A 12,489-nucleotide genomic window follows, 5' to 3' on the forward strand; every position below is an offset into this window, starting at 1 on the left:
TGCAGGCGGCACGGGGATGCTGCTTAGAACTCCCGCTTTTCGTACAGTTTCACGGAAAGCATGCACGAGAGCACGGTGAGCACGGCCATGAGGGCGATCACCGCGGCAACCAAGGTGATGGTGCCCGCCGGCGTGCTCGCCCAAGTGGCAAGGTCGAGGACGAATGCGGGCGGGGGGCCGGCCTTCTGCACGAGCACCGTGCCGATGGGCAGCAGGATGATGAACGCCAGCGGAAGGTAGCGCACGGCTTTCGTCATGCCGAAGCGCGCGACGAGAGGCAGGGCGACGAGCCAGAGGGCGAGCGAGAACGCGATGGAGGCTGCAACCATGCCCAGCGCTATCTGCCAGTCCATGCCCTCAAAGAGGCCGGCAAACAACTCGGTCTGCGGAAGCGCAAGCGACAACCCGTACACGATGGCGGTGACCGCCATGCCCAACACGAGCCCGACCAGCGTCATGACAACGAATGTGGCGTAGCGGCCCTGCACGACGTTCGCGCGCGAGAGAGGCAGCGTGAGGCGGAAGCGCTCCCAGTCGTTGCGCTCGTCGAAGGCCACCAGCGTGAAGCCCACCGAGTAGGCCAGCATGAGCGCCATGAGGGGCATGATGCACAGGGCGGAGCCGGTGGATACCGTGAGGACCAGGGCCACCACCACACCCAGAAGCAGCTGCGACCGCGCGAGCTTCTTGGCCGTCAGCAGGTCGAACATGAGCATGGTCTTCATCGGACCTCTCCTTTCAGCATGAGTGACATGTACGTTTCGATGTCGGCCCGCTCCAATACGATTTGGGGGAACCTCGCCGCGAACGACTGGCGGTGAGGGACGAGGACGGTGATGCCGTAGGTGTTGCGCTCGTAGTGCATCCCTCCGCGGGGGAAGAAGCCGCTGTCCACAATGGCGTCGAACTCGGCCGCGCGGCACTGGGCCACGCCGGCTAGGTCGGTGATGACATCCTTCTCCACCGAGAACACGATGCGGCCCGCATCGATGCACACGATGTAATCCGCGATTTTCTCCAAGTCGCTGGTGATGTGGCTGGACATGAGGATGCCGCGGCTCTCGCAGTCCATGTACAGGCGAAGCGTATCGAGTGCCTCCTCGCGGGCCATGGGGTCGAGCCCGGCTGTGGCCTCGTCGAGCACGAGCAGGTCGGGGTTGTGGGCCAGCGCGCACGCCAGCGATAGCTTCATGCCCATACCGCGCGACAAGTCCTTCACCGTCTTGTCCTGGGGCAGCTGGAACGCATGGGCGAACGTGCGGAACGCACCAGGGTTCCAGTCCTTGTAGCTTTGAGCCATGAGGCTGCTCACCGTGGACACCGTAAGCTCCTCGGGGAACGAGCACGTATCGAACACCACGCCGATGCGCTGTTTGAGCTGGGCGAGGCGCCTCTCGGGCGCACCGGTCACTTCCTCGCCGAAGAGCGAGATGGAGCCGCCGTCGGGGCGGATGAGCCCGAGTATCGCCTTGATGGTGGTGGTCTTGCCGGCGCCGTTGGAGCCGATGAAGCCCACCACGCTGCCGGCCGGCACGCTTAAGGAGACGCCCTCCAAATCGAAGCCGTCGTAGTGCTTTTCCAGATTCTGTATGCGCAAAAGGTCACTCATCAGTCGTCACTTTCTTCCGTGGTCGAACGGTCTGGGGTGCAGCCCTGCGGGCGCCATCCCCGGTCAGTCCTCCATGAGGAGGTCGAGCATGTCGTGGAGCTCGCCCGGCGCGACGCCCGCGCTGCGGGCCTCTTCCACCGCGCGCGCCATCAGATCCTCGATGTGCTTCAGGCGCTCCTCGCGCAGAAGCTCCATGTTGCCGCCGGCGACGAAGCTCCCCTTGCCCTGCACCGTCTCGATGAACCCTTGGGCCTCGAGGTCGGCGTAGGCGCGCTTCGTGGTGATGACGCTGATGCGCAGGTCGTTCGCCAGCGCGCGCATCGAGGGAAGCTGGGCGCCTTCCGCGAGCGTGCCGTTCAGGATGAGGTTCTTCATCTGGGCGGTGATCTGCTCGTAGATGGGCTTGTCGCTTGCGTTCGAGATGATGATGTCCAACGGTGCTCCTCGTCTTGTCCTTTGAGGGGGCGCCTGGCGTCCCAAGCACTCCCGGTGGCGGAGCCGCGACGTCTCGCCGCTTCGCCCGACGGCTGGGAAACACGTTCTTTCCCCGCCGCCCGAAGGTCCCCTGCCTTGCACCCCGCCTTGCGGCAGTGTGCAAGGTGTATATACCCTCTATGCACACTATAAACACCTTGTGTGCACACTGTCAAGGGAGGCAGGGAGATTTCACGGGTATTGAAAGTACTGCCGCCTTACGTTATAACGAGGTATCGGAGGGGTCTCGTCTGCTCGCGCATGCCGTCCCTGTCTTCAAATGGGCTCTCCAGCTGCTTGGGAAAGGACATCGGACTCGTTTGCGACATTGCCGATCTTGTGGAAATCCGGTAAGGGAAAGAGGTTCTTATATGGCTGACGTGCTGTTCTTGGAGTACCCGAAGTGCTCCACCTGCAAGAAGGCGAAGGCATGGCTCGATGCGCACGGCGTGGCGTATGCCGACCGGCACATCGTGGAGGACAACCCGACGGCCGACGAGCTGGCGGCGTGGCATGCGGCCAGCGGGCTGCCGCTGCGGCGCTTCTTCAACACGAGCGGCATGGTGTACCGCGAGCGCAACGTGAAGGCGCTCCTCGATGCGGGCATGGGCGACGAGGAGGCGTACGCGCTCCTTGCGGAGGACGGCATGTTGGTGAAGCGGCCGCTCGTGGTGGGCGAGGGCTTCGTGCTCGTGGGCTTCAAGGAAGCGGAATGGGAGCAGGTGCTGCTGGGCTAGCGGGTCGTCTGGCGGCTGCGGATTCACACGAAAACATCCGTCTTGGCTCCCCCTTTGACGCATAGTCGATGATCGCGGTCGTGCCGCAAGCGCAAAGCTCCTTGCGCATGCTTGCGGCGATTCAATATATGATTGAAAGGGTAAGGGACAAAAAGGTTCGGTAATCTATAGATTTTGGACGGAAATCAATAGGTTCTGGATGCGACGTTTGCGAAACGCCTGGTAGCAGGCCCGGTGTTTAAACTATCTTTTATCCAGAATAGCGACAACTGCCCCTTTTTGTCCACGGCACCGCATACCCCGCGCGTCGAGCGGCTGCCCCTAGGGCCACAACGCGCGAAGGTCGCCAGATTGCGCTAATCGCTGATTGCGCGTCAAAGGGGGAGTAAGAGCATCCGTTCCGAAATACCCGGTTGTGCTGCGGCGTATCAGAGCTCGTCGGTGTCGAGGCAGAGCGTGAAGGGGCCGTCGTTCACCAAGGACACGTCCATGTACGCGCCGAAGCGGCCTGTTTCCACGCGGGCCACGTCGCGGCGGGCGCGCTCGGCGAACCACTCGTAGAGGCGGTTCGCCTCGTCGGGCGCGCCAGCAGCGGTGAACGAGGGGCGGTTGCCCTTCCTGCAGCTGGCGTACAGCGTGAACTGCGACACCACGAGCACCTCGCCCTCCACGTCGGCCAGCGAGAGGTTCGTCTTGCCGTCGGCGTCCTCGAAGATGCGCAGGCGCGCGATCTTGCTCCATAGGCGCTCGGCTTGCTCCTCGCCGTCGCCGTGGCCCACGCCCAGCAGGATCAGCAGGCCGTGCCCGATGCTGCCTGCCGTCTCGCCGTCGATGTCCACCTGTGCGCTGCTCACGCGCTGAATCACTGCTCGCATGGATGCTTCCCTTCCTTTGCCCGCGATGCACAGGTCGCCCGGAACGCATGCTGGGATGCACGCATCGCTGCGCCGCCTGGCGTGCGTTCCGAGGCGCTTCGCCAGCTTCGCATGCTGATCGCGGTTTTTTACCGTCCGACCCAGTATACCGGGGTTTACAGTGGGAGCGTGCCGGCGTATAACGATCTGCAACCGAGCGAAGGCGCCCTAGTGCCGCCGCCCCCGACGTAAGGAGCGAAACCCATGACGTACGCGATCGTCTACGACAGCAGAACCGGCAACACCGAGGAACTCGCGCGCGCCGTGGCCGGGGCGCTGCCCGCGCAGGGGTGCCTGGCGTTCGGGCGCGTGGACGAAGTGGACGCCGCCTCCATGGCGCAGGCCGACCGCGTATATGCGGGCTTCTGGACGAACCGGGGCGACTGCACCGACGAGATGGGGGAGTTGCTGGCCGGCCTGGCGGGCAAGGAGGTGTTCCTGTTCGGCACGTGCGGGTTCGGCGCCGACGAGACGTACTTCGCCGGCGTGGCGGCCCGCGCGGCCGCTCATCTGCCAGAGTCGGCGCAGCTCATAGGCACGTTCATGTGCCAGGGCCGCATGCCTTCGAGCGTGCGCCGCCGCTACGAGCACACGGCCGCGCAGAACCCGGCGCAAGCCGCCCGCATGGCGCAGCTCATCGCGAACTTCGACGAAGCGGTCGCGCACCCGAACGACGACGACCTTGTGCGCCTGCGGGCCAAGGTGCAAGCCGCGCTTTCGGCTTAAGGCTTGGGGCCGCCGGCCCCCGAGCACGTGCGAACCGCTGCTTCCGCAGCAAGAAACGGAGGACTCCCATGGCGAACCTCACCGATATGCCGAACATCGGCCCCCATGCCGCCGAGCAGCTTGCCCAGGTGGGCATTGCGACGCCCGATGACCTGATGGCCGCAGGGGCCGAGCAGGCATGGCTCAAAGTGCAGGCCATCGACCCCGGCGTGTGCCTGCACATGCTCTACGGCTTGGAGGGCGCGGTGCAGGGCGTCCCGAAGAAGGAGCTCGACCCCGTCCGCAAGCAGGAGCTCAAGGCGTTCATGGATGCGAACAGGCCGGCGTAGGGGACGCGCCGCGGAGGATCTGCCCGCGTCCGCAGGAACGCCGCGTAACGGCAGGAAGCCCCCGCAGTGCCCGGCGCGGCGCGGGAAGGAGCGCGGCCGGCGTGGCGGGGCCTCGGTGGAAACGTCGTGCTGATTGTCGCACGACAAAATGGTATGCTGTGCAGGAGCCTGCGCCGGCGAGTGCGGCAGGCGGCGGAGACGGCGAGAGGGGAGCGGTGGTCTTCGGCGAGCTCATCGTGTGGTACCTGTTCCTCGGCGGCACCGCCGCCGGGAGCTTCGCGGTGCTCTCCGCCATCGACCTGCACATGGCCTTCTCGCGTGCGAACGGCCCGTGCCTCGCCCGCGCGCCCCGCGGGTATCGCGGCCGCCGTGCGCGCTCGATGACGCAGCGGCGCATAGCCCAAACGGGCTACGCCGCCGCTTTCGTCCTGCTGGTGGCGGGCATGCTGTGCCTGCTGGCGGATCTCGGCCGGCCGGAGGCGTTCTACCTGCTGTTCCTCTATCCCACCGGCAGCTTCGTGTCCGTGGGGACGTTCGCCCTCACGCTGTTCGGGGCCTGCCTCGTCGTGGCGCTCGCGGAATCCGTGCTCACGTTGGGCCCTGCGTGGGAAAGGGCGGCGCTTGTCGCGAAGGCGCTCGGGGCGGCGCTGGCCGTCGTCGTGATGGTGTACACGGGGCTGCTCCTGAAGAGCGTCGTTGCCGTGGACCTGTGGCAGTCGGCGTGGCTGCCCGTGCTGTTCCTGTTCTCGGCGCTCTCGTGCGGTTGCGGCGTCGTGCTCTTGTGCACCTGCTTCTGCACGTCCTTCCCGGGCGTGCTCGCGTGGGTCCGGGGGCTGGCCGTCGCGGATGCCGTGTTCATCGTGCTCGAGGCGCTCGCGGCGGCGGCATATGCGGCGACGGCGAATGCCGCGAGCGCCGGCCGGCCGTTCGACGCACTGCTTGCGGGAGATCAGTCCGGCGTGTTTTGGCTCGGCTTCGTAGGATGCGGTATACTGGCGCCCCTGGCTATCGAGGCATCCGCGTTGGCCGCCCGACGCAGCCATCGGAGCAGCGCCGTCGCCGTGTTGGCGGTGCTCGTCCTGGTCGGTGGCCTGAGCCTGCGGTTCGTGCTCGTGAACGCCGGCGTCCAAACCGCAGTGTGAGAAACGACGGGACCGATGGCAACGAAGGACATACCCCCCTTTACCTTGAGCGACCAGAGCGATCTGCCGCTGTGGGTGCAGCTGCGCGACCGCATGGCGTACCTCATAAACTCGGGTTTCTACCAGCCGGGCGAGAAGCTGCCCACCGTGCGCAAGTACGCCGCCGACCTGCACATAGCCTACAACACGGTGAGCAAGGCCTACATGGGCTTGGAGCGCGACGGCTACGTGACCACGGTGCGCGGAAGCGGCGTGTTCGTCAGCGACCCGGGCGCATTCCCCCGTGAGGGCGGCCAGGCGGACCTGCTGGTCGAGGAGTTCGTGAAAAGCTGCCTTGAAGAGGGGATGACCTACGACGACATCCCCAAGCTCGTGTCGAAGCACATACGGAAGATGAAGAGGAACCATGAAGAGAAGCAATAAAGAGCGCATCGCGCCAGACGTGCGGGACTCCTACCGCCGTTCGGAGATGGAGTTCGGCGTCGCTGCCGACGCCTATCGCTCCGATCCCAGCAGGAAGGCCACGCGCAACGGGGCCGTGATGGTGACGGTGGTGCTCGCGCTGGCCGCCTTCCTTGCGGTGCTGGCACTGTGGTACGCGGTTGCGGGGGGCCTGAGCCTCGCTGGCATCGCCGTCGCGCTCGTCGTGGGGCTCGGGGTGCTGTCGTCGGTCCACGTGTGCCTCGAATGGGAGCGCGCGGTGATCATGCGCCTTGGCCGGTTCAACCGCTTGGCGGGCCCGGGCATATTCTTCAGCATCCCGCTCATCGAGTTCAGCACGCTGCGCGTGGACCAGCGCACGACGGCCACCCCTTTCGGGGCCGAGGAGGCGCTGACCAGCGACCTGGTGCCGCTCGACGTGGATGCCGTGCTGTTCTGGATGATATGGGACCCCGAGAAGGCCTGCATGGAGGTGGAGGACTGCCGCTTCGCGGTGGCGCTGACCGCACAGACGGCGCTGCGCGACGCCATCGGCCGCGCGTCGGTGTCCAACGTGGTGATGAGGCGCCACCAGCTGGACCAGGAGCTGCAGGAGGCGGTGGAGGCGAAGGTCACCGATTGGGGCATCGCGGTGCTGTCGGTGGAGATCCGCGACATCATCATCCCGAAGGAGCTGCAGGGGGTCATGTCCCTGGAGGCCCAGGCCGAATGCCGCAAGAACGCGCGCATCACGCTCATGGAGGCCGAGCGCGACGTGTCCGCTATCCTGCAGGAAGTCGCGGAAACCTACTCCCACGACGAGATCGCGCTCTCGCTGCGCAAGATCCACCTGGTGTACGAGGGCATGCAGGACAACGAGGGAACCGTCGTGGTGCCGAGCGCCTACAGCGAGGGTTTCACGCTCGACCCGAGCAAGGACGCCCCGAAGGCTAACGGAAACCCCGCGACTTAGTTATACCTAAAATAGTATAAAGACAGCAAAAATTGTCGTGCGACACTCTTGATTGTCGCACGACAATTTTCCATAATAGGCGACAGAGGGATCGGCCGATTTCCTGCATTGAACGCATCCGCGCGGCCACCGTGCGCGCGCCCCCTTCCTGGGAGGTGCCGCGTGCGCGCTGCGAGGGCGTGGCCTGTGCCATCGTGGCGCGCGCCGCAACAAGAGGCGCCTGCAGAGGGCGGGCGTTATGGGAAGAGGAGGCTTGAGCATGGGGCTTGAATCTTTGTATTTGTTCACTATGCTGGGAGGCTTGGCCGCCGGCGCGTACGCGTTCGATGCCGGCCTGCGCCGCACGCGCGAAGGCAGCCGTCCATGGCTGGTTCCCCTGGTCGTCGTGGCGCTGTTCGCCGTGGGTATGGTTGCGGCCACCACGCACGTGCACAGCATTCCGCGTGCTGTCGAATCGGTGTTCGGCGGTACGGTCAACTTCGGGTCCGGCATGATCCAGGAAGTCGCCGTTGCCGGGTGCTTCTTCGTGCTGGCGGCCATCGACCTGGTGGTGACGCTCGTCCGCAAGAGCAGCCCCTACGCGCTGCGCGTGGTGGGCGCCGTCGTGGGCGTGATCTGCATGGTTATGATGGGCGTGGCCTACATCGACATCTACGGCAACCCCGTGTGGTGCAACGCCCCGGCGACCATCCTCACGTTCGTTGCCGGCGACCTGGCCATGGGCTTGGCGCTGTTCGCCGTGTTGGCTTCGGCGGACTACGCGGGCAAGCTGCTGCGCTTGGCGGCCTTCATCGTGAACGCCGTGCTGGCCGTGGGGCTCGTTCTGGAGGCTGTCGCGTTCTCGGGCGAGGGCTTCAGCCCGATCAGCCAGATCGCGGGACTCGTTATCGCGCCGGTCGTCTCCGTCGCGCTCGTGGCGCTGTCGTCGAAGATCAAGAACAAGAAGGCGCTTGCGATTGCCGTCTGCGTCGCCTCGATCGTCGGCGTCGCCATCGCGCGCTACGCGTTTTACGCAACCTGCACGGTGGCGTAGGGAAGCAAAGGGGGATTCATCGTGAGCATTCAATCCAAGAACATTTCTCGTCGCGGCTTTCTGGGCGCGTCGGCGGCGGTGGTCGCGAGCGCTGCCCTGCTGTCGGCCACGGGCTGCTCCGCGGAGGCGAGCCTCGATGCCGCCGACAAGCACGAGCTGCCCGTCGACCCGGCCGAGGGCGGCGAGTGGGTGGCGGCCGCATGCTGGCACAACTGCGGCGGACGCTGCATGAACAAGGTCATGGTCAAGGACGGTGCCGTCGTGCGCCAGAAGACCGACGACACGCACGAGGACTCGCCGGACTACCCGCAGCAGCGCGGCTGCGTGCGCGGCAAGGCCCAGCAGCAGCAGTGCTTCGGCGCCGACCGCCTGAAATACCCCATGAAGCGCAAGAGCTGGTCGCCCGAGAACCCGAACGGCGAGCTGCGAGGCAAGGACGAGTGGGAGCGCATCAGCTGGGACGAGGCCATCGACTACATCGCCGACCAGTTCAAGACCATCAAGGAGAAGTACGGCAACCAGGCCTTCCTCATCGGCAGCTACGGCTCGCGCTATGCGTTTTCTCCGCTTCTGGCCTATGGCGGGCACACCTCCGTGGCGGACTCCACGTCCCACGGCGCCTACCTGCTGAACACGGCCGATACCATCGGCATCCCGCGGACGGACGCGGGCGTGTGCAACGACCGCACCGACATGCTGAATGCCGAGACCATCGTGTTCTATGCGTCCAACCCTGCCTGGTCGGCCGCCGGCACGCCGAGCTACCACTACATCCGCGCCAAGGAGGCGGGCGTCAAGTTCATCACGGTCGACCCCATCTACACGGCGTCCGCCCAGATCCTCGACGCGTACTGGATTCCCGTACGCACCGGCACGGATACGGCGTTCATGCTGGGCGTGGCCTCCGAGATGCTGCGCCTGGACAAAGAGGAGGGCAACGTCGTAGACTGGGACTTCCTCGACAAGTACACGGTGGGTTTCGATGCCGACCACAAGCCGGCCGACCTCAAGGAGGACGTGAACTTCCTCGACTACCTGAACGGCGTCTACGACGGCGAGCCCAAGACGGCCGAGTGGGCCTCGAATATCTGCGGCGTGCCGGTGGAGAAGATCACCTACTTCGCGCGCGAGATCGGCAAGGAGCATGACGTGTGGATGCTTCACAACTTCGCCGCCGCCCGCTGCAACGGGTCCGAGAACGTGCCCCAGCTGTTCATGACGCTGTCCGCCATGGGCGGTCACTACGGCAAGCCGGGCAACTGCTCCGCCAGCAACTACCATGCCAACGCCGGCAACGGCGGCCCGGCTCTCGTGAAGGCCGGCTCTTCCGGCCTGCCGAGCCTCAAGAACCCCATCGAGGGCGTTATCCCCGGCCCGCAGGTGTGGGAGGCGTGCTTCACGGGCAAATACCGCAACGTGGGCGACTGGTACAGCGGCAAGGGCGCCCAGGCAGGCGTCGACGAGACATGCGACATCCACTGCATCATCCACGACGAGAACGCCTACCTGCAGACCGGGCCCAACATGAAGCGAGGCATCGAGGCGCATCGCAAGATGGACTTCGTGCTGTCCAAGGCCCAGTTCCTCACCACCCAGGCGCTCTACTCCGACATCGTGCTGCCCGTGACGACGCAGTGGGAGGTTCCCGGCGGCCTCGCTTCCTCGAACCGCGAGTTCCTTTACTGCTTCTCCCAGGTCACGGAGCCGTTGTACGAGGCAAAGACCGATGCCCAGATCAACGCGCTTATCATGGAGGCGCTGGGGCTCGACCCGTCCACCGTCTACCCCATCAGCGAGAAGCAGGCGTTCTTCAACCAGATCGCCGGTGCCACGGTGATCAAGGAGGACGGCTCGGGCAAGTACGAGCCGCTCGTCACCATCACCGATGCCGACCTGAAGGAATGGGGCGTTTCCGGCAAGCCGCAGACGGGCCGCGTGGGCCTGCAGGAGTTCGTCGACAACGGCGGCTACCAGGTGGAGCGCAAGCTGGGCGATGCCTACAGCTCGTTCATCGGCTATGCCGACTACATCAAAGACCCCGCCGCCAACCCGCTGAAGACCAAGAGCGGCAAGCTGGAGATCACCTGCCAGGCCAAGGCCGACCTGTTCAACAGCATCGGCCTCATCGACCGGGAGTACCAGCCCTATCCCGAGTACCTCGTGCCCACCGTGGGCTATGAGACCACCTTCAAGGACGGCAAGATCGACGGCGAGGCGGGCGAGTACCCGTTCCTCATGTTCAACCCGCACTACTTCAGGCGCTCCCACAGCGTGTTCAACAACTGCCCGTGGCTGCGCGAGGCATGGGCGAACCCGGTTTTCCTGAATGCGAGCGACGCGGAGGCGAAGGGCATCGCGGACGGCGATACCGTGCGCGTATGGACGAAGTACGGCGAGGTGCTGCGCAAGGCCTGCTGCATGGAGAACATGCGGCCCGGCGAGGTGGGCATCCCCCACGGCGCCTGGGTGCGCGTTGACGAGGAGACGGGCATCGACCACGGCGGCGCGGACAACTACCTCATTGGCAACGATATTTCCGGCGGTGGTTTGACCAGCTACAACAACAATAACTGCAACTTCGAGAAGTACGAGGGCGCACCGCTGGAAGACGACTGCGACACCGACAAGCGCATCATCGAGCTTGGCTAGGGAAGGAGGAGCAACCATGGCTGTTGGATTTTACCTTGATATGACGCGCTGCATTGGCTGCCGCGCGTGCCAGGTGGCCTGCAAGGACAAGAACCGGCTCGAGGTGGGCACGCTGTACCGCGAAGTGCGCAGCTACACGGTGGGGTCGTTCCCCGAGGTGGACGGCTACAGCTACTCGTTCGGCTGCAACCACTGCGAGGAGGCCATCTGCCTGAAGAACTGCCCGACGGGGGCCATCTACAAGGCGCCCGACGGAACGGTTGTGCAGGACCAGAGCAAGTGCATCGGGTGCCGCATGTGCGTCATGTCGTGCCCGTACGGCCAGCCGAAGTACTTCCCGGACGAGGGCGTTTCCGGCAAGTGCGATGGCTGCTACGGCCTGCGCGAGGCCGGCGGCGAGCCGGCGTGCGTGGCGGGATGCCCCAACCGCGCGCTCAAGTTCGGCGAAATGGACGAGCTGCGCGCCGAGTTCGGCTCCGACTTGAACGAGGGCGGCATCGCCGTTCTGCCGTCTCCGGACGAGACGCACCCGAATATCCTCATCAAGGCGAAGGACTGCGCCTTTGACGAGGGATACCGGGAGCTTACCTGGTAACCCACCCCTTTCTTGCCGCGTCGCAGACCCCCTCCCTGCGGCGCGGCAACCTTTTTGCCGGTGCAGCCGCCGACCCGCCCGGCTGCTACGAGAGACGGGAGACCGTTATGCCGAACGAGGAGCGCGAGAGCGCGCTAGCGATGGGGCTGGCCCGTCGCACGTACCTGTACCGCCTGTTCCACGTGGTGTTCGGGAGCCGCCCAACCGGCGAGGGCGTCGCGAAGGCGTTTGGCGGCGAGACGCCGGCCATGCTCGGCTCTGTGGGCGATGCGTTGGCCGGGGACGGCTTCGCGGACCTGGCGGGGCGGACGCTCGGCTCGTCCGGACGCAGCCTTGCCGCGTGCGCCGAAGATGCCCGTGCCTGGGCCGAGCGGGCGCAGGGCGAAGCGGGCGACCCGGAGCGCGCCGAGGCCTTCGCTTCGCGCCTGCGCGCCTCCTACGACCGGCTGTTCCAGGTGCCCGGCGAGCATTACGTGCACCCGTGGGAATCCCCGTATGCGGGCAAGGAGTCCGTGGTGTTCCAGGAGAGCACGCTCGACGTCCGGTCGTTCTACCATGCGGCAGGCTTCAAGCTGCGAGCGGAGAGGCGATTCCCCGACGACCACATCGCTGCTATGATGGACTACCAGGGCGCCTTGAGCCAACGCGCGTACGAGGCGTTCGCCGACGGCCGCGACGGCGAGGCGGTCCGGACGCTCGCGACGCAGCGGCAATTTGCTGATCGGCACCTGCTGAACTGGGTCGACCAGTTCGCAGCCAAGGTCATCGAGAACGATGCCCAGGGGTGCTACGGCGCGCTCGCGGGCGGCATGGCGGCGTTCGTTGCGCTCGACCGCGCGATGGCCGAGCAGGTCGAGGCGGAGCTGGCCGGTTCGGAGTAGGCGGGTC

General features: G+C 65.7%; 14 protein-coding genes. 10 read left to right on the forward strand and 4 right to left on the reverse strand.

Annotated elements, in window-relative coordinates; all coding sequences use genetic code 11:
- Positions 1-23 precede the first annotated feature (23 nt).
- The 3 genes from K9U15_RS04160 to K9U15_RS04170 all read right to left on the reverse strand — a co-directional run bounded on the left by K9U15_RS04160 (position 24) and on the right by K9U15_RS04170 (position 2,044).
- Positions 24-725, reverse strand: coding sequence for an ABC-2 transporter permease (locus K9U15_RS04160; RefSeq protein WP_301155642.1), 702 nt, complete (start codon positions 723-725; stop codon positions 24-26).
- Positions 722-1,609, reverse strand: coding sequence for an ABC transporter ATP-binding protein (locus K9U15_RS04165; protein ID WP_301155643.1), 888 nt, complete (start codon positions 1,607-1,609; stop codon positions 722-724). The genes K9U15_RS04160 and K9U15_RS04165 overlap by 4 nt, the downstream gene beginning before the upstream one ends.
- 63 nt (positions 1,610-1,672) lie before the next feature.
- Positions 1,673-2,044, reverse strand: a complete 372-nt coding sequence (locus K9U15_RS04170) for a GntR family transcriptional regulator (RefSeq protein ID WP_041238960.1) — start codon at positions 2,042-2,044, stop codon at positions 1,673-1,675.
- Between the two features lie 410 nt (positions 2,045-2,454).
- Here K9U15_RS04170 and K9U15_RS04175 point away from each other — a divergent pair, with 410 nt between their 5' ends.
- Positions 2,455-2,820, forward strand: a complete 366-nt coding sequence (locus K9U15_RS04175; RefSeq protein WP_154270236.1) for an arsenate reductase family protein — start codon at positions 2,455-2,457, stop codon at positions 2,818-2,820.
- Positions 2,821-3,248: 428 nt separating this feature from the next.
- Here K9U15_RS04175 and dtd read toward each other — a convergent pair whose 3' ends face one another.
- A complete protein-coding gene (gene dtd / locus K9U15_RS04180; RefSeq protein ID WP_154270237.1) occupies positions 3,249-3,695 on the reverse strand; it encodes a D-aminoacyl-tRNA deacylase in 447 nt (148 codons plus the stop codon).
- Between the two features lie 243 nt (positions 3,696-3,938).
- Between dtd and bilS the strand changes: the two genes are divergently transcribed.
- From bilS to K9U15_RS04225, 9 genes are all read left to right on the forward strand, one after another.
- A complete protein-coding gene (bilS, locus tag K9U15_RS04185; RefSeq protein WP_123673714.1) occupies positions 3,939-4,460 on the forward strand; it encodes a flavodoxin family protein BilS in 522 nt (173 codons plus the stop codon).
- Between the two features lie 68 nt (positions 4,461-4,528).
- Complete coding sequence (locus tag K9U15_RS04190) at positions 4,529-4,789, forward strand: TfoX/Sxy family protein (protein WP_123673712.1); 261 nt, start codon at positions 4,529-4,531, stop codon at positions 4,787-4,789.
- Between the two features lie 215 nt (positions 4,790-5,004).
- Positions 5,005-5,931, forward strand: a complete 927-nt coding sequence (gene nrfD, locus K9U15_RS04195; RefSeq protein WP_301155644.1) for an NrfD/PsrC family molybdoenzyme membrane anchor subunit — start codon at positions 5,005-5,007, stop codon at positions 5,929-5,931.
- A 15-nt stretch (positions 5,932-5,946) separates the two neighbouring features.
- Positions 5,947-6,354 (forward strand): GntR family transcriptional regulator, encoded by a 408-nt coding sequence (locus K9U15_RS04200; RefSeq protein ID WP_227115040.1) that lies wholly within the window; start codon positions 5,947-5,949, stop codon positions 6,352-6,354.
- On the forward strand, positions 6,338-7,324 hold the full coding sequence (locus K9U15_RS04205; RefSeq protein ID WP_227115041.1) for an SPFH domain-containing protein: 987 nt from the start codon (positions 6,338-6,340) through the stop codon (positions 7,322-7,324). Before K9U15_RS04200 ends, K9U15_RS04205 begins: the two co-directional genes overlap by 17 nt.
- A gap of 259 nt (positions 7,325-7,583) precedes the next feature.
- Positions 7,584-8,357, forward strand: a complete 774-nt coding sequence (locus K9U15_RS04210; RefSeq protein ID WP_154270241.1) for a DmsC/YnfH family molybdoenzyme membrane anchor subunit — start codon at positions 7,584-7,586, stop codon at positions 8,355-8,357.
- Between the two features lie 21 nt (positions 8,358-8,378).
- On the forward strand, positions 8,379-11,006 hold the full coding sequence (locus K9U15_RS04215) for a molybdopterin-dependent oxidoreductase (RefSeq protein WP_227115042.1): 2,628 nt from the start codon (positions 8,379-8,381) through the stop codon (positions 11,004-11,006).
- Between the two features lie 16 nt (positions 11,007-11,022).
- Complete coding sequence (locus tag K9U15_RS04220) at positions 11,023-11,601, forward strand: 4Fe-4S dicluster domain-containing protein (protein ID WP_154270242.1); 579 nt, start codon at positions 11,023-11,025, stop codon at positions 11,599-11,601.
- Positions 11,602-11,708: 107 nt separating this feature from the next.
- Positions 11,709-12,482 (forward strand): molecular chaperone, encoded by a 774-nt coding sequence (locus tag K9U15_RS04225; RefSeq protein ID WP_301155645.1) that lies wholly within the window; start codon positions 11,709-11,711, stop codon positions 12,480-12,482.
- The last annotated feature ends 7 nt before the right edge of the window (positions 12,483-12,489 follow it).

It is taken from the genome of Gordonibacter sp. RACS_AR68 (genome assembly GCF_030418485.1).
Lineage (GTDB): Bacteria > Actinomycetota > Coriobacteriia > Coriobacteriales > Eggerthellaceae > Gordonibacter > Gordonibacter urolithinfaciens.

Excerpts from the sequence above, each read along its gene's own strand:
- K9U15_RS04220 (WP_154270242.1), top strand. The coding sequence starts at position 11,023 with ATGGCTGTTGGATTTTACCTTGATATGACGCGCTGCATTGGCTGCCGC.
- K9U15_RS04210 (WP_154270241.1), top strand. The coding sequence starts at position 7,584 with ATGGGGCTTGAATCTTTGTATTTGTTCACTATGCTGGGAGGCTTGGCC.
- bilS (WP_123673714.1), top strand. The coding sequence starts at position 3,939 with ATGACGTACGCGATCGTCTACGACAGCAGAACCGGCAACACCGAGGAA.
- dtd (WP_154270237.1), bottom strand. The coding sequence starts at position 3,695 with ATGCGAGCAGTGATTCAGCGCGTGAGCAGCGCACAGGTGGACATCGAC.
- K9U15_RS04190 (WP_123673712.1), top strand. The coding sequence starts at position 4,529 with ATGGCGAACCTCACCGATATGCCGAACATCGGCCCCCATGCCGCCGAG.
- K9U15_RS04165 (WP_301155643.1), bottom strand. The coding sequence starts at position 1,609 with ATGAGTGACCTTTTGCGCATACAGAATCTGGAAAAGCACTACGACGGC.
- K9U15_RS04205 (WP_227115041.1), top strand. The coding sequence starts at position 6,338 with ATGAAGAGAAGCAATAAAGAGCGCATCGCGCCAGACGTGCGGGACTCC.
- K9U15_RS04175 (WP_154270236.1), top strand. The coding sequence starts at position 2,455 with ATGGCTGACGTGCTGTTCTTGGAGTACCCGAAGTGCTCCACCTGCAAG.
- K9U15_RS04200 (WP_227115040.1), top strand. The coding sequence starts at position 5,947 with ATGGCAACGAAGGACATACCCCCCTTTACCTTGAGCGACCAGAGCGAT.
- K9U15_RS04160 (WP_301155642.1), bottom strand. The coding sequence starts at position 725 with ATGAAGACCATGCTCATGTTCGACCTGCTGACGGCCAAGAAGCTCGCG.
- K9U15_RS04225 (WP_301155645.1), top strand. The coding sequence starts at position 11,709 with ATGCCGAACGAGGAGCGCGAGAGCGCGCTAGCGATGGGGCTGGCCCGT.